This is a genomic window from Sphingomonas molluscorum (assembly GCF_039522995.1).
Taxonomy (GTDB): Bacteria; Pseudomonadota; Alphaproteobacteria; order Sphingomonadales; family Sphingomonadaceae; genus Sphingomonas; species Sphingomonas molluscorum.
This window is the reverse complement of sequence record NZ_BAAAEL010000010.1, coordinates 90,755-105,955: the sequence shown is the minus strand read 5'-3', so window position 1 is coordinate 105,955 and position 15,201 is coordinate 90,755. Positions and strand designations below refer to the sequence as shown.

Here is a 15,201-nt window from a genome sequence, read left to right as displayed (position 1 = left end):
GTTCTGCCGGTGAGCCGCCAGCCGCCCCGCGCCGTCTATCGGCACCGTCCGCTCACCCGGCTGTGGCACTGGGTCAACGCCGTCGCAATCTTCGTGATGATCGGCAGCGGGCTCATGATCCTGAACGCCCACCCCCAGCTCTACTGGGGCGACTATGGCGCGAACTTCGACCACGCCTGGATCCGCTTCGACCGGTTCCCGGGCTGGATCACGATCCCGTCGACCTACAATCTCGCGCTTGCGCGCCGCTGGCACCTGTTCTTCGCGCTGGTGCTCGCGTTCGGATTGCTGATCTTCCTGATCGGCAGCCTCCTCAACCGGCACCTCTCCCGCGACCTCGCGATCCGCCGGGGCGAGTTTTCGCGGCGGCACCTCTGGGCGGACTTCCGCGCCCACCTCGCGTTTCGCTTCCACGATCCGGAGGCGCCGCGCGACTACAACAGCTTCCAGAAGCTCAGCTACATCGCGATCCTGTTCGTCGCGCTGCCGGTGGTGATCCTGACCGGCCTCACCCTCTCGCCCGGCATGAACGCGGCCTGGCCCTGGCTGCTCGACCTGTTCGGTGGCCGCGCCTCGGCGAGGTCGATGCACTTCCTCGCCGCCGCCGCCATCACGCTCTTCACGGTGGTGCACCTCGTGCTCGTGATCCTCGCCGGCCCGATCAACGAAGTGCGCTCGATGATCACCGGCTGGTGGCGCGTACCCGAAGAGGAGCAGCCATGAGCCGCATCCTCACCCGCCGCCGCGTGCTCGCCGGCATGACCGCAGGCGCCGCGGGCTTCGTTTCCGGTTGCGACCAGCTGGGCGAGTCGCCCGCCGTTCGTGGCCTGCTGTTCAAGGGCGAGGACGCGCAGCGCTGGCTGCAGCGCGGGCTCACCGCCCGCAACGCACTCGCGCCCGAATACCGCCCTGATCAGCGCTCGCCGATCTTCCGCTCCAACGGCACTGCACGACCCGACACGCCCGCCTATGCCGCGCATGCGGCCAGCGCGTTCGCCGACTGGCGGCTCGCCATCGACGGCCTGGTCGCGCGGCCGTTGTCGCTCTCGATGGCGCAGATCCGCTCGATGCCCGCGCGTGCCCAGATCACCCGCCACGATTGCGTGGAGGGGTGGAGCGCGATCGGCAAATGGAGCGGCCCCCGCCTGTCGCGCCTGCTCGACCTCGCCGGCCTGCGCGACCAGGCCCGTTACATCGTCTTCCACTGCGCCGACCGGCTGGGCGGGCGGCCGTATTACGAATCGATCGACCTGATCGACGCCTTCCACCCGCAGACGATCCTCGCCTGGGCGATGAACGATGCGCTCCTGCCGATCCCCAACGGCGCACCGCTGCGCCTCAGGGTCGAGCGCCAGCTCGGCTACAAGCACGCGAAATATGTCGAGCGGATAGAGGCGGTGGCGAGCCTGGACGGCATCGCCGGCGGCAAGGGAGGGCTCTGGGAGGACATCGCCGACTACGATTGGTACGCCGGCATCTGACGCCTCAGTCGGCGGAGAACGCCGGCTCCAGCGCGTTGATGCCGGCATGGACCCGTGCCTCGATCTCGGCGCGGGAGAGGCCGGCCGGGATCGGCGTGCCGAAGCGCAGCGTGATGGTGCCCGCATGCTTCACGCCCTTGCGCGGCCACAGCGGCCCGCTGTCGAGCGCGACCGGCACCACCGGCATCGCCAGCGCCTTGTAGAGGCCGGCGAAGCCCGAGCGCAGCGGCGGCGTCTCGCCCGGCAGGACGCGGGTGCCCTCCGGGAAGATCAGCACCGCGCGGCCGGCGCGGCGCGCTTCCTTGGCCTCGCGCAGCATCGCCCGCAGCGCGTCGGCGCCGCCCGCCCGGTCGATGCCGATGCTGCCGTAGCGCTGCGCCGCACGGCCCCAGAACGGGATCTGAGTCAGTTCGCGCTTCATCACGATCACCGGCGCGCCGATCCGCCACGCCAGTTCCAGCGTCTCGAACATCGCCTGGTGCTTGGCCGCGAACAGGAACGGTCCGTGGGGAATTTCCCCCTCGATCCTGACATGGATGTCGAGCAGCCAGCGGGCGAGTGCGCCCTGGGCGCGTGCCCATCCTTCCGCATGGCGCCGCAGCGCCCGGGGCCCCGCCAGCGCGACCAGCGGCGCGGCGAGAACGATGGCGATCGTGAGGGCATAGAACACGAGGTTGAACGCAAGCGTCCGCAGCCAGGCGATCATACGCCCAGCCCCAGCCACAGGACCACGCGCCGGACCAGATATTTGTCGTACTCGTCGAACAGGATGCCGAAGCGCGGCGTGCCGGGCACGGGATCGGCGATCACCTCCACCCGATCGTCCAGCGCATGGCGAAGCTCCAGGGCGGCGCGTGCCATGTGCCAGTCCGACGTCACCAGTCGCACGGTGCCATAGCCGTGGGCCCGGACCCAGTCCGCGGTCTCGTCGGCATTGGAGCGGGTATCGACCGCCTCATGGCCCAGGTCCACGCAGCAGGCGAACACCCGCGCCGGCACCTTGTAGGCAACGGCCAGTTCGCCGGGGCGCACGTCCGGGTCGACGCCGGTCACCAGCATCCGCTTGGCCTTGCCGGCGCGCACGACCGCCAGGCCACGGTCGATCCGGCCGGGCGCGCCGGTCGGCACGACCACCGCGTCGGTCACCAACCCGTCCGGTGCGGGGCGCGGCAGCGCGACGGTGAACAGCGCGAAGCCCAGGACCCAGGCGATCAGCGCCACCGAGAACAGCCGCCAGATCACAGCACCTGCCCCAGCGCGCGCAGCACCGCGATGCGCGCGGCGACCATCGCCAGCAGCATGAAGGCGATCGGCGTGGCGACGATCAGCAGCCAGTCGACCGTCGACAGCGCGAGCCCGGCGAGCACCTGCGACTCCAGGCCGCCGATCTGCAGCCCCACCACCAGCACGACCGCGAGACCCGCGACGGTGCCGATCAACCCGCCCGTCAGCGTGTCGACGGCGATCCGCTGCTGGAACAGGCGGGCGATCTGGACATCGGTGGCGCCGAGCATGTGGAGGATGTCGATGGTCCCGCGGTGCGTGTCCAGTCCCGCGCGCGCGGAAAGCAGCACGACCGCAGCCGTCGCGGTCGCCATCACCGCGACCAGGCCGAATGCGACCCAGCCAAGGGTGCGCAGGAAACCGCGCACCGGCGCCAGCCAGCTCGCGTGCCAGTCGACCCGGGCAGCCGGGGTGGCGGCGTGGGCGATGCGGGTCACTGCAGCAACGGCCGTGTCGTCGCTCTGCCGCAGGTCCACGTCCACCATCGCCGGGATCGGCAGGTCGGCATCCAGCCCCGCCTCTCCCAACCAGGGGCGCATCAGCTCGGCTAGTTCGGCCCGGTCCACTTCGACGGCCTGCGCCACCATCGGCGCCTTGCGCAGTCCGGCGAGCAGCCGTGCGACCGCGGCATCGCGCTTGGCAGCGTCCGCCTCCACCACCTGCACGGTCAGCCGGCCGGCGAGCTGCCGGTCCAGCGCGCTGCCGGCACCCGCGACCGACAGACCCATGGCTGCCGCCAGCACCGTCAGGAAGATCATGATGGCCATGATCCACACCATGGTGCGCCGTCCCTGCCGGTCGCCCAGCAGGCGCCGGTCGCTTGCGCGCATCGCCATCAGCGCACCCCGGCGGAAGCGGGCGGAAAGCGCATCTGGCCGGTCGGATCGATCAGCTTGCCCCGCTCCAGCCGCATCATGCGCGCAGCCGGGATCCGCTGGAGCAGCTCATAGTCATGGGTCGCCACCACCACCGTGGTTCCCAGCCGGTTGAGCGAATCGAACAGGTGGAGCAGCCGCTCGGCCATGTCGGGGTCGACGTTGCCGGTCGGCTCGTCCGCCACCAGGATCTCGGGCCGGCCGATCACCGCGCGCGCGATCGCGATGCGCTGCTGCTCGCCGCCCGACAGCGTCGGGGGTGGTGCGTCGGCGCGGTCGGACAGCCCTACCCAGGCGAGCATCTCGTTGACGGGCACCGCCACGTCCGCCTCCGGCACACCGGCCACCCGCAGCGGCAAGGCGATATTGTCATAGGCCGACAGGTGCGGGACCAGGCGGAAGTCCTGGAACACCACGCCGATACGCCGGCGAAAACCGGGCAGACGCGCACGCGGCAGCGTCACCGCATCCTCGCCGAACAGCCGGATCACGCCCCGGCTCGGCCGCTGCGCGAGGTAGAGGAGCTTCAAAAGCGAAGTCTTGCCCGCACCCGATGCGCCAGTGAGGAAATAGAAGGAGCCCGTCGTCAGCGTGAAGCTCACGTCCGACAGCGTCTCTGCCCCATTGCCGTAGCGAAGGCCGACATTCTCAAACTGTACGATACTGGCCATCGCTGGCGCCGGCCACCCCGTTTGAAGCTTCGCGGGCGCCGCCATCGCACAGCCGCCGGACCTGCTCAAGCGGGGGACGCTGCTGCACCCTTGCCAGCACGGGTTTCCGCATGCTTAGGATCGCTATGCCCAGATCGGAATTGCCGCGTCGATGATCCTCGAGTGCACCCAATGCCACATGCGCTATGTGGTGCCCGACCATGCGATCGGGCCCGACGGACGCACCGTCCGCTGCGCAAGCTGCAAGCACAGCTGGCTCCAGCGGCCACCGCTGCTGGACTTGGGCGCGGCGGAGGCACTTCCCGCGCAGGAGCCCGCACCGGCCGCGGCAGCGTCTCCCCCGGTGGCCGAGCCGGTTGCCGCGCCGACACCGGCAGCGCCACCCCCGCCCGCACCGCCGGCTGCGCAAGCGACGTCGCCCGCCGCCGTCCAGCCTTCGCACCGCTATGTGGATCCGGAAGGCGAGCGCGCCGAGCGCGGTGAGCCGCGCCGCTACGACGCCTTTGCGCCGCGCCCGCCGTTCCGCCCGCGCCGCAACCCGTTCCGCCGCTGGACCGCCGCCGCCGTCGCCGCGAGCGTCGCGATGCTCATCGGCATCGCCGCCATCCTCTATCTCGGCACGCCCGGCATCGCTGCCAAGGTCGGCCTGCCGATCGGCAAGATCGAAACGCCGCTGCTGTTCGCCGACAAGCAGATCGAGCGCCGCAACCTGTCGAGCGGCAACGAGCTGTTCGCCATTTCCGGCAAGGTCGTGAACCCCACCGGCGAGCGTCAGCGCGTGCCCGACATCCGCGTCGACCTGAAGGACCAGCAGGAGCGCGTCGTCTACAGCTGGACGATCACGCCGTCGCAGCGGGAGCTGGGCCCCAGCGGCACCATCCTGTTCAACTCGGCAAAGCTCGACGTGCCGGCGAACTCCAAGATGCTCGAACTGAGCTTCGTGAACGGTCTCTAGGCGATGCCGCCGGGCGGCGCTGGCCCGGAAGCCTTGCCCATCCGGCGCGCGAGCTGTGCCAGCCGTGCGCCATGGAGCAGCGCCGCCACCAGCATGCCGAGGCCCGATGCCCAGGCGAGCGCCAGCGGGCCGACGCCCGCCCCGACCAGCAGCCAGCCCGCGCCGCCGGTCACCACGAAGAAGGCGAGAATGCTGTTGGCGCCCGCCATCACCTGATCGCCCAGCGCCCGCAGCGTATAGACCAGCACCACCTGCACCCCGTCGAACAGGATGAACGGCGCCCAGCGCAGCAGCATGGCGCCCGCCAGCAGGTGCACGTCGGCAGTCGCGGGGAACAGGCCGGTGATCCAGCCCGCGGACAAGAGCAGCACCAGCGCGAGCAACCCGGTCGCGCCCGCGGCCAGGACGGCAGCGACCACGCCCCGCTGGATCGCGCGGTGCGGCACGCCCTCTCCCACGCCATTGCCGGCGCGCACGCCTGCAGCCGAGCCCAGCCCCAGCGCCACGGCAAAAGTGACATTGTGGATCGAGAACACGATCTGGAAGGCGTGCGCCGTCTCGGTGCCGAGTTGGGTCGAAAGGCCGATCAGCACCGCGAAGCCGACCAGCTCCAGCCCGGAGGCGATCGCCGGCACGAGGCCGAAGCCCAGCAGAGCGCGCACGCCCGACCAGCGCGGTGCCGCCTCCCCGCGCCAGCGGCCTACGTGGCGCACCGCTCTGTCCGGCAGCCGTAGCACGCACGCGAGCAGGACGATCGCCCCGATCGCCGATGCGATCGCGGTGGCCGCCGCCGCGCCGACCGCGCCCAGTGCCGGCAGCCCCAGATGCCCACCAACCAGTGCCCAGGCGAGCAGCGCGTTGATCGGCAGCACACCCAGGTTCACCGCCGTCACCAGCCGCGGACGGCTGATACCCTCCAGGAAAAAGCTCGCCGCGATGGTGAGCAGCTGGAAGGGATAGGCAAAGGCCATGGCGCGCACCACCGCGGCAGCTGCCGGCGCAAGATCGGGCGAAACCCCGAGCAGGCGCAACAAGGGCTCCGCAAAGGCGAGCAGCACGCCGCCGCTCGTGAGGCCGAGCAGCAGCGCCGCCACCAGCCCCTCGTGCAGCACACGGCCGGTCGCCGCCAGGTCGCGGGCACCGTCTGCGCGGGCGGCGAACACCAGCACGCCCGACAGCCAGCCGAGCACGACGACGATGCCGACGAAGGTCAGCGACCGGCTCGCCCCCAGGGCCGCGACCTCGTCCGTGCCCGCCAGACCGACGACGACCACGTCCGTCACGTGGAGCAGCGTCCAGTTGAGGCTGGTGAGCATTACCGGCCAGGCCAGCGCCAGCAGTCGGCGGACCTCGGATCGCGGCGAGGGAGCATCAAGAGCGGCAGCGGGGATCGGGGACACGGAGATACTCGACGGCAAGAGGCGACGGACAAAGCCCTAGCGGCGGGTTCGGCAAAGCGGAACGGCCGGCATCCCGCCGGTACGCGTCAAAAAAGGGCTCCGGCGCACCATCCGCCGCAGGAAAATCGCGAAGTCGGTTGCATGCCGCCGAATCGACTGCTAGGGGCGCTCGCCTACCAGCCGGGGGTTCTCCCCACGGTGTTCATGTGCGGTCGTGGCGGAACTGGTAGACGCGCAACGTTGAGGTCGTTGTGGCCGAAAGGCCGTGGAAGTTCGAGTCTTCTCGACCGCACCACAACTGCTCCGGTTCTCAGGCTCAGGCCGGGAACCGGAGGCGGTTACCTCCCCAAAGACAATCATTGCCCTCCTAGCGGAGGTCGAACGGCGTTGCCGTTACATCGTAGCCGGAATGTAGCGCGTCTGGATGCCAACGTTCCGGCATGACGGTCCCGTCTTGGCCTTCAGGCACCAATGAGGCCGGCCTGCGCACAGGAGGGGAGCGCCAGTTCGTCGCCTAACGCGTGCTCCTGCGGAGGCAGGAGCCCAGGGCCACAAACGACACCTCCTGCGACTCTGGGCTCCTGCCTGCGCAGGAGCACGGGGCGGTTCACCCGTGCCGAGGCCGCGTCCACAGCTCCGGATCGCGCGGCGTGCGCGGATAGCGCTTCGCCCGTCCCTGCGCGGCTGCAAAGGCGCGCGCGATCGCGGCGATCTTCTGCGGCTTGGAGGTGGTTACGCGGTGATCCCAGGCATGCTCGCCGCGTGCCCTGACGGCGCGCCCGATCCCGCCATAGATGTCGGCCGCCGCCAGCACCGCCCAGGCGGCGCGAAACGGCAGCGCCGGCGTGCCTTCGCGCGCACTTGCCTCATACCGCTCGGCCTGGTCCGCCAGCCGCCGCGCCAGCATTGCAATCCGCGGCCGAAGGTGCGGCTTCATATGCTCGCCCGGTGGCGCGTCGATCTCGACCAGCCACGCGACCGGCAGGTAGCAGCGCCCCGCAGCCGCATCCTCCGCCAGGTCGCGCGCGATGTTGGACAACTGGAACGCGATGCCGAGGTCGCACGAACGGTCGAGCGTGTCCTGGTCGGCCGGATCGACCCCCATCACCACCGCCATCAGGCAGCCGATGGCGCCGGCGACATGGTAGCAATAGCGGTAGAGGTCGTCCTCGCTGCGCGGGCGCCACTCCTCGGCATCGAGCCCAAAGCCCGCGATCACGTCGTGCACCAGCGCGTGCGGCAGCCGTGCCTCGGCGGCAACGATCCGCAGCGCGTCGAACGCTGGATCGCCGACCCATTCGCCGGCCAGCGCCATGTCCGTCTTGGCCGTGATCTCCGCCAGCCGCTCGGGAGCATCCGCAACCGCCGTCATGCCATGACCGAGTTCCTGCCCGTCGGCCAGGTCGTCGCACGCCCGCGCCCAGGCATAGAGCAGCCACGCACGTTCCCGCGTCCGCCGGTCGAACAGCCGGCTCGCCGCGGCGAAGCTCTTCGACCCCGCCGCGATCGTCTCCCGCGCGGTCGCGACGATCGCATCGCGGCTCGGGCGATCGGCATGCACCGCGGCGGTCATGAAGCTAGAGCTCGCTGCTCGACATCGAAAAGATCGGCCGCGCGACCTTGTGCCCGGCCATGCGGTCGAGCAGCGAATCGAGCTGGTCGTCGATCAGCAGGATGTCGCGGTGCATCGGCCGCAGGAAGCCGACCTCGGCCATCTTGTCCACGAACGCGATCAGCCCGTCGTAATAGCCCGCGACGTTGAGCAGCCCGACCGGCTTGGTGTGATAGCCGAGCTGCGCCCAGCTCATCGCCTCCCACAGCTCGTCCATGGTGCCGGTGCCCCCGGGAATGGTGACGAAGCCGGCCGACAGGTCGGTGAACGCCTGCTTGCGCTGGTGCATCGTCTCGACGACGTGGAGCTCGGTGCAGCCGCGATGCGCGACCTCGGCATTGACGAGCGCGGTCGGGATCACGCCGATCACCTCGCCGCCAGCCTCCAGCGCGCCGTCGGCAACCGCACCCATCAGGCCGAGGCGGCCACCGCCATAGACGACGCCGATGCCGCGTTCCGCCAGCGTGCGGCCGACGAAGCGCGCATTGTCGATGTAGACGGGGTCCGACGGGGTCGCCGAACCGCAGTAAATGGCCAGTCGCTTCACGTACTTTGTCCTTGGAATATCGACGCAGCCGCGGGTCAGCGGCCGCGTTCCAGCATTAACGAGGCGGTCGCCTTCGCACTTCCCACCACACCCGGAATGCCGGCGCCGGGATGCGTGCCCGCCCCCACGAAATAGAGGTTGGGAATATGGTCGTCGCGGTTATGCGCGCGGAAGAAGGCGCTCTGCGTCAGGATCGGCTCCAGCGAGAAGGCCGAGCCCAGATGCGCATTGAGGTCCCTCGCGAAATCGGGCGGCGCATAGCTGAACTTGGTGACGATCCGGTCGTGGATGTCCGGGATCAGCCGGCGGCCGACCTCGTCCAGGATTCGCTTCTCGTACATGGGGCCGATGGTGTCCCAGTCGATCGGCAGCTTGCCCATGTGCGGCACCGGCGCCAGCGCATAGAAGGTCGAATGCCCCTCGGGCGCCAGGCTCGGATCGGTGACGGTCGGGTGGTGCAGGTAGAGCGAGAAATCCTCCGACAGCACGCCGTGGTCATAGATGTCGGACAGCAGCCCCTGATAGCGCGGGCCGAACAGGATCATGTGGTGCGGGATGCCCGGCCACGTGCCCTTGATCCCGAAATGCACCAGGAACAGCGAAGGCGAGAAGCGCTTCTTCTCCAGCCGCGCCGTCGTCCGGCGCGCGCTGCGGGAGTTGCGCAGCAGGTCCTTGTAGCTGTGCATCAGGTCGGCGTTGCTCGCCACCGCGTCCGACGCGATGCGCTTGCCGCTGCGGGTCACCACGCCGGTGGCATGGTCGCCCAGCGTCTCGATCTCGGTCACCGGATCGCCCAGGATCAGCGTGCCGCCCAGCCGCTCGAACAGCGCGACCATGCCCGACACCAGCTGGTTGGTACCGCCCTTGGCGAACCAGACGCCGCCGTCGCGCTCCAGCTTGTGGATCAGTGCATAGATGGCGCTGGTGGTGCTCGGATTGCCGCCCACCAGCAGCGTGTGGAAGCTCAGCGCCTGGCGCAGCTTCTCGTTCTTCACGAAGGTCGAGACCATCGCATAGACCGAACGCCACGCCTGGTACTTCGCCAGTGCCGGCGCCGCCTTCAGCATCGAGCGGAAGTCGAGGAATGCCTTGGAGCCGAGCTTTACATAGCCCTCCTCGTACACGCCCTTGGCGTATTCCAGGAAGCGCGCGTAGCCGTCGACGTCCTGCGGATCGAGCTTGGCGATCTCGGAACGCAGCGACACGTCATCGTTGGAATAGTCGAAGTTGGTGCCGTCCGCCCAGTTGAGCCGATAGAAGGGCGTCACCGGTTCCAGCGTGACGTCCCAGGCCATCTCGTGCCCCGACAGCTGCCACAGCTCGCGCAGGCAGTCGGGATCGGTGATCACCGTGGGGCCTGCGTCGAAGGTGAAGCCGTCGCGCTCGAACACATAGGCCCGGCCGCCGGCCTTTTCGCGGCCCTCGATCAGCGTCGTCTCGACCCCGGCCGATTGCAGGCGAATGGCGAGCGCCAAGCCGCCGAATCCTGCGCCGATCACCGTTGCCGTTCTCAAGTCCGTTTCTCCCGGCCGCCAGCCTGCATGTCCCAAATCGCCCGTATCGCGCGTGCCACCGGGACCGGCGGCTTGCCGGCGAGCACACGCACCTTGTCGGCCCAGCTCGACCGTCCGGCATAGAAGCGCCCGATCAGTCCCGCGTCCAGCCGATAGAATCGCTCCAGCACGCGATAGCGCGCCTCAGGCTTCGCTGCCCTGAACAACATGGCGGTAAGCATGCGGTAGAATCCCCGCGCACGCCATGTCGTGCGCGCAAGGCCCTGCGTCAACTCGGCGAGGCCCGCGGCGGACAGATCGCGCGCCCCTGCGATCGCCGCCGCCGTCCGCACCGCATCGGGCAGCGAATAGCCGGTCAGCGGGTGGAACAGCCCGGATCGCATGCCGGCCTTCGCGAGCGGCGGGGTGGAGTTCCAATAGGCGTCAAAGTCGCCCCCGAACGCGACCGGCAGCACGCCCCGCTCCTCCCGCGCCATCTCGGCGATGCGCCAGCCCTGCGCCTCGGCATAGGCGCGGATGCGCTGCCGCAGCACCGCCGCATCGATCTCGGGACCCTCGCTGTAATAGGTGTCCTCGATGAACATCCGGTCGGGGCCGAGCGGCAGGCAATAGACGAAGCGGTAGCCGTCGAGCTGTTCGACGCGCGCGTCCATCACGGTCGGCCGGGTGCGCCCGTGCGGCTGTTCCAGCACCAGCTCCTGCCCGACGAACTTCTGCCATCCGCATTGGAGGCGCGACAGGTCGCCGGGGCCGCGGCAGTCGATCACGCCCTTGGCCTCGATCCGGGTGCCATCGTCCAGCACCACGCCGGTCGCACCCACCTCCACCACGCGCCGGCCGGTGAGCAGCGCGTCGTCGGGCAGGGTCGCGCGCAGCACCGCATCCAACTGCTCCGATTCCACGCTGTTGTAGGTGGCGTCGAGCGTGCGGCGGTGGCCCGGAAAGGCGACATCGTAGCCCTGCCAGCGATGGCCCACGACCGGCTCGATGATCCAGCGGTCGGCCGCCGCGACATCGCGGTCGAAGAAGGACCAGAGATGATTGCCGCCGAACCGCTCGCCCGCCTCCACCAGCCGCAGCGACAGCTCCGGCCGGCGCTCGGCGAGCGCCAGCGCAATCAGCCCTCCGGCGAGTCCCCCGCCCAGGATCGCCAGGTCGCAGTGATGATGGGTTGGCATGCCCCTCGCCTAGCGGAGCTTGCCGAGCGGCGAAAGGGCAGCGCGCCATGGCGCCGGGCCGACGGAACCGCTAAAGCCCGCCCATGTCCGTCGCCCTCGCCATCCTGCTGTCCGCGCTTGCGATGACCGCGATCGTGGGCGTGCGCTATCTGCTCGCGTCCGGCGGCTTCGCGTTCGCGACGCGGCTGCGCCAGCCGGGGCTCTACCAGGGACTCGACCGGCAGATCGTGAAGGAGATCCGCTGGAGCCTGATCTCCGCCGCCATCTATGGCATCCCGGCCGGCGTCGTCGCCTGGGGCTGGCAGAACCGCGGCTGGACCCGGATCTACACTGACGTGCACGACCGGCCCTTGTGGTGGCTGCCGCTGTCGGTGCTGCTCTATCTCTTTCTGCACGATACCTGGTTCTATTGGAGCCACCGCTGGATGCACCACCCGCGCGTGTTCCGGGTGGCGCATGCGGTCCACCACGCCAGCCGGCCACCGACGGCCTGGGCGGCGATGGCGTTCCACCCGATCGAGGCGCTGACCGGCGCCTTCGTCATCCCGCTGCTGGTGTTCCTGATCCCGATCCATGTCGGGGCGCTCGGCGTGGTGCTGACGGTGATGACGGTGATGGGCGTCACCAACCACATGGGGTGGGAGATTTTCCCGCGCGCGGTCTGGGCCGGGCCGCTCGGCGGCTGGCTCATCACGGCCAGCCACCATCAGCGCCACCACCAGCGCTATGGCTGTAATTTCGGCCTCTATTTCCGCTTCTGGGACCGCCTGTGCGGCACCGATGACGGACTCGGCAGCTTTGGAAAGAACAGGAATGATCAAGCAGGCGTGCGCAACAGCGATACGGTTCAGCTGGGGCGCAGCGGCACTGGTGCTGCTGACGGGAGCCACGCCGACCAGCGAGCTTGAAGTCACCCTCAACCAGTTGCGCTCTTCGAAGGGCATGATCCGGCTGTGCGTGACCGCGGACCCGAAAAGCTTCCCCGGCTGTGCCAAGGACGCGCATGCCATCACCCGCTCCGTCCCGGCCAGCGAGCATGTGATCCGCGTGCAAGGGCTTGTGCCGGGCACCTATGCGCTCTCGGTGATCCACGACGAGAACGGCAACGGCAAGCTCGACACCTTTGCCGGTATCCCGCGCGAGGGCTTCGGCTTTTCCAACAATCCGGGCCTCGGCTTCGGACCGCCGCGCTTCGCCGCCGCGCAGTTCGCGCTGTCAGGTGATGCCGATCGGCAACAGGTAAAGATCCGTTATCTGTTTTGAGCGGAACCGCGGGAGCCAAGGGTGTTGCGCGGCGTTACGCTCCAGCAACATTCCATAAAGGCACCTGTCCTTGACTACGATCTTCCGCACCGCCTCTGCCGCGCTGGTGCTTTCGCTTTCTGCCCTCGGCACCACTCCTGCACTGGCGCAGGACGGTGATTCCACCACCATCCACAACAACGATGACGGCAGCGACTATGCCGTGCTCGGGTTGGGCGGCGCCATCCTGACGGACTATGAGGGTTCCGACGACTACAGCTTTACGCCGGTCCCGATCGGCATCGGCCGAGTTTCGGGCTTCAACTTCCTGCTCGCGGGCAACCGGCTGAGCGTCGACCTGATTGCCGACAACTTCGGCCCCGGCCTCGATTTCCAGGCAGGCCCCGTCGCCGCGCTGAACTTCAACCGGAGCAGCACCAAGAGCATCGACGACGAGCGCATTAAGGCGCTGGGCAAGCGCAAGACCGCGCTCGAAGTCGGTGGCTATCTCGGCATCGGCCAGACCGGCGTCTTCACCAGCGAGTTCGACCGTCTCTCCGCCTCCGTCAGCTATCGCAAGGGCGTGACCGGGGCGCACTCCGCCGGCATCTTCACGCCGACCGTCACCTACATGACGCCGCTCAGCACCAAGTCCGTCGTGAGCGTCTTCGTCGCGGCCGAGCGCGCGGAGAAGGGGTACGCCCAGAGCTACTTCGGCATCAATCCGCAGCAGAGCGAGGATAGCGGCCTGCCCGTCTACAACGCGCGCGGCGGCTGGAAGAACTGGACGCTGGGCGGGGCCGGCGCCGTGTCGCTGACCGGCAACCTGCGCAACGGCCTGCAGGCGTTCGGCGGCGTCGTCTATCGCCGCATGCTCAACGACTTCGCCGAAAGCCCCGTGACCAGCATCGCGGGCGACCGCGATCAGTGGCTGGGCTCGGTGGGCCTCGCCTACAGCTTCTAACGCGCTTGGGAGAGCCCCGGCTGCCGGTCCGCAAGGGCCGGCAGCCGTGTGGGGCTCGGCAGTTCAGACGCCAGCGGCGCCCTTGCGGGCCGCGGGCGGCGGTGTCTTGGGCTTGTAGGCGCACAGATCGACCACCGGGCAGCGCCAGCATTCCGGGGTCCGCGCCTTGCACACATAACGACCGTGCAGGATCAGCCAGTGGTGCGCGTGCAGCCGGAACGGCTGCGGCGTCACCCGGTCGAGCACCAGTTCCACCGCCAGCGGCGTCTTGCCCTTGGCCAGGCCCGTGCGGTTGCCGACCCGGAAGATGTGGGTGTCGACGGCGAACGTCTCCGCCCCGAACGCGACGTTCATCACCACATTGGCGGTCTTGCGCCCCACGCCGGGCAGCTTTTCCAGCGCCTCGCGGCTCGCCGGCACCTTCCCGCCATGCTCGGCGATCAGCGCCTCAGACAGCGCGATCACGTTCTTGGCCTTGGTGTTGAACAGGCCGATGGTCTTGATGTGCTCCTTCAGCCCCGCCTCGCCGAGCGCCACCATCTTCTCCGGCGTGTCGACCTCGGCGAACAGCCGGCGCGTCGCCTTGTTGACGCCGGCATCGGTCGCCTGCGCCGAGAGCACGACCGCCACCAGCAGGGTGAAGTCGTTGACCGATTCGAGTTCGGTCTCGGGGTGCGGATTGGCTTCGGCCAGCCGCCGGTAGAATTCGAAAACGTCGGCCCGCTTCAAAGGCCCAGCACCGCATCCATGCTGTAGCGCCCGGGCGCCTGCTGGACGAGCCACTGTGCCGCCTTCACCGCGCCACGCGCAAAGATCGCGCGGTCGTCGGCGCGATGGCCCAGCTCGATCCGCTCGCCTTCGCCCGCGAAGATCACCTGGTGGTCGCCCACCACGCGCCCGCCGCGCAGCGCCGCGAACCCGATCGTGCCCTGCGCCCGTGCGCCGACCAGCCCGGCGCGGCCGACGACGGCCACGTCCGACAGCTCGACGCCCATGCCCTCGGCCGCGGCCTCGCCCAGCATCAGCGCCGTACCCGACGGGGCATCCACCTTCATGCGATGGTGCATCTCGACGATCTCGATGTCCCAGTCGGGGCCGAGCCGCTCGGCCGCCTCCCGCACCAGGCGCGACAGCAGGGCCACGCCGAGCGACGTGTTGCCGGTCTGCAGGATCGGGATCTCCTCGGCAGCCTGGTCGATCAGCGCATGTTGCGCGCGCGACAGGCCGGTGGTGCCGATCAGGATCGGGGTCGCCGTAGCGCGGGCGGCGGCGATATGGGCATCGACGGCAACGGCTGCGGAGAAGTCGACCAGGACTTCGGCCCTGCGCGCGATGCCCTCCGGATTCTCGCCGGCATCGGCGCCACCGGCCAGCGTCGCACCCAGCTCCGGGATGACGGCGGCGATGGCCTGTCCCATGCGGCCCAGCCGCCCATAGATGCCGATGCTTGCCATGATGCTCCGCCTTGCCGTGCCCGG

Annotated in this window: 17 protein-coding genes and 1 tRNA gene; 7 read left to right on the top strand and 11 right to left on the bottom strand. The window is 69.4% G+C overall.

The features are described 5' to 3' along the window. Positions 1–9: 9 nt before the first annotated feature. Complete coding sequence (locus tag ABDZ92_RS10990) at positions 10–723, top strand: cytochrome b/b6 domain-containing protein (RefSeq protein WP_125959462.1); 714 nt, start codon at positions 10–12, stop codon at positions 721–723. After that, positions 720–1,481, top strand: a complete 762-nt coding sequence (locus tag ABDZ92_RS10985) for a molybdopterin-dependent oxidoreductase (protein WP_125959463.1) — start codon at positions 720–722, stop codon at positions 1,479–1,481. The genes ABDZ92_RS10990 and ABDZ92_RS10985 overlap by 4 nt, the downstream gene beginning before the upstream one ends. Positions 1,482–1,485: 4 nt before the next feature. Here the strand turns inward: ABDZ92_RS10985 and ABDZ92_RS10980 are convergent, their stop codons facing one another. The 4 genes from ABDZ92_RS10980 to ftsE are packed head-to-tail and all read right to left on the bottom strand — an operon-like array spanning position 1,486 to position 4,311. After that, positions 1,486–2,187 (bottom strand): lysophospholipid acyltransferase family protein, encoded by a 702-nt coding sequence (locus tag ABDZ92_RS10980; protein WP_241211737.1) that lies wholly within the window; start codon positions 2,185–2,187, stop codon positions 1,486–1,488. Beyond that, the gene (locus ABDZ92_RS10975; protein ID WP_343762831.1) at positions 2,184–2,723 is read right to left on the bottom strand and encodes a YdcF family protein; all 540 of its coding nucleotides are present in this window, start codon (positions 2,721–2,723) and stop codon (positions 2,184–2,186) included. Before ABDZ92_RS10975 ends, ABDZ92_RS10980 begins: the two co-directional genes overlap by 4 nt. Continuing rightward, entirely contained in the window at positions 2,720–3,601 is an 882-nt protein-coding gene (locus tag ABDZ92_RS10970) for a cell division protein FtsX (RefSeq protein WP_125959465.1), read from the bottom strand. The genes ABDZ92_RS10975 and ABDZ92_RS10970 overlap by 4 nt, the downstream gene beginning before the upstream one ends. Further along, positions 3,601–4,311 carry a cell division ATP-binding protein FtsE gene (gene ftsE, locus ABDZ92_RS10965; protein WP_125959466.1) on the bottom strand — a complete coding sequence of 237 codons (711 nt, stop codon included), beginning with the start codon at positions 4,309–4,311 and terminating at the stop codon, positions 3,601–3,603. The genes ABDZ92_RS10970 and ftsE overlap by 1 nt, the downstream gene beginning before the upstream one ends. Positions 4,312–4,462: 151 nt before the next feature. Here ftsE and ABDZ92_RS10960 point away from each other — a divergent pair, with 151 nt between their 5' ends. Further along, positions 4,463–5,266, top strand: coding sequence for an MJ0042-type zinc finger domain-containing protein (locus tag ABDZ92_RS10960; protein WP_125959467.1), 804 nt, complete (start codon positions 4,463–4,465; stop codon positions 5,264–5,266). Here ABDZ92_RS10960 and ABDZ92_RS10955 read toward each other — a convergent pair. Next, positions 5,263–6,666: an MATE family efflux transporter gene (locus ABDZ92_RS10955; protein WP_272695174.1), complete on the bottom strand. Its 1,404-nt coding sequence runs from the start codon at positions 6,664–6,666 to the stop codon at positions 5,263–5,265. The two genes, ABDZ92_RS10960 and ABDZ92_RS10955, sit on opposite strands and share 4 nt — an antisense overlap. A 208-nt stretch (positions 6,667–6,874) precedes the next feature. Here ABDZ92_RS10955 and ABDZ92_RS10950 point away from each other — a divergent pair. Further along, positions 6,875–6,961 (top strand) — tRNA-Leu (locus ABDZ92_RS10950). 312 nt (positions 6,962–7,273) lie between these two features. Here ABDZ92_RS10950 and ABDZ92_RS10945 read toward each other — a convergent pair. Genes ABDZ92_RS10945 through crtY form a run of 4 tightly spaced genes read right to left on the bottom strand, consistent with a single transcriptional unit; the run spans position 7,274 to position 11,517 of the window. Beyond that, complete coding sequence (locus tag ABDZ92_RS10945; protein ID WP_206432132.1) at positions 7,274–8,239, bottom strand: phytoene/squalene synthase family protein; 966 nt, start codon at positions 8,237–8,239, stop codon at positions 7,274–7,276. A gap of 4 nt (positions 8,240–8,243) precedes the next feature. After that, positions 8,244–8,825, bottom strand: coding sequence for an LOG family protein (locus ABDZ92_RS10940; RefSeq protein WP_125959468.1), 582 nt, complete (start codon positions 8,823–8,825; stop codon positions 8,244–8,246). A 35-nt stretch (positions 8,826–8,860) separates the two neighbouring features. Next, entirely contained in the window at positions 8,861–10,339 is a 1,479-nt protein-coding gene (locus ABDZ92_RS10935) for a phytoene desaturase (RefSeq protein WP_125959469.1), read from the bottom strand. After that, on the bottom strand, positions 10,336–11,517 hold the full coding sequence (crtY, locus tag ABDZ92_RS10930; RefSeq protein WP_125959470.1) for a lycopene beta-cyclase CrtY: 1,182 nt from the start codon (positions 11,515–11,517) through the stop codon (positions 10,336–10,338). The genes ABDZ92_RS10935 and crtY overlap by 4 nt, the downstream gene beginning before the upstream one ends. 83 nt (positions 11,518–11,600) lie before the next feature. Between crtY and ABDZ92_RS10925 the strand changes: the two genes are divergently transcribed. The 3 genes from ABDZ92_RS10925 (at position 11,601) to ABDZ92_RS10915 (ending at position 13,723) form a co-directional block, all read left to right on the top strand. Next, positions 11,601–12,425, top strand: a complete 825-nt coding sequence (locus ABDZ92_RS10925; protein WP_125959471.1) for a sterol desaturase family protein — start codon at positions 11,601–11,603, stop codon at positions 12,423–12,425. After that, positions 12,388–12,780: a DUF2141 domain-containing protein gene (locus ABDZ92_RS10920; protein ID WP_241211738.1), complete on the top strand. Its 393-nt coding sequence runs from the start codon at positions 12,388–12,390 to the stop codon at positions 12,778–12,780. Before ABDZ92_RS10925 ends, ABDZ92_RS10920 begins: the two co-directional genes overlap by 38 nt. 70 nt (positions 12,781–12,850) lie before the next feature. Further along, positions 12,851–13,723: a MipA/OmpV family protein gene (locus ABDZ92_RS10915; RefSeq protein WP_241211739.1), complete on the top strand. Its 873-nt coding sequence runs from the start codon at positions 12,851–12,853 to the stop codon at positions 13,721–13,723. 63 nt (positions 13,724–13,786) lie between these two features. On the opposite strand, the gene nth is transcribed toward ABDZ92_RS10915, so the two are convergent. Together nth and dapB are read right to left on the bottom strand one after the other, a co-directional pair. Continuing rightward, positions 13,787–14,452, bottom strand: coding sequence for an endonuclease III (nth, locus tag ABDZ92_RS10910; RefSeq protein WP_125959473.1), 666 nt, complete (start codon positions 14,450–14,452; stop codon positions 13,787–13,789). After that, the gene (dapB, locus tag ABDZ92_RS10905) at positions 14,449–15,177 is read right to left on the bottom strand and encodes a 4-hydroxy-tetrahydrodipicolinate reductase (RefSeq protein ID WP_125959474.1); all 729 of its coding nucleotides are present in this window, start codon (positions 15,175–15,177) and stop codon (positions 14,449–14,451) included. Before dapB ends, nth begins: the two co-directional genes overlap by 4 nt. Positions 15,178–15,201 lie beyond the last annotated feature (24 nt).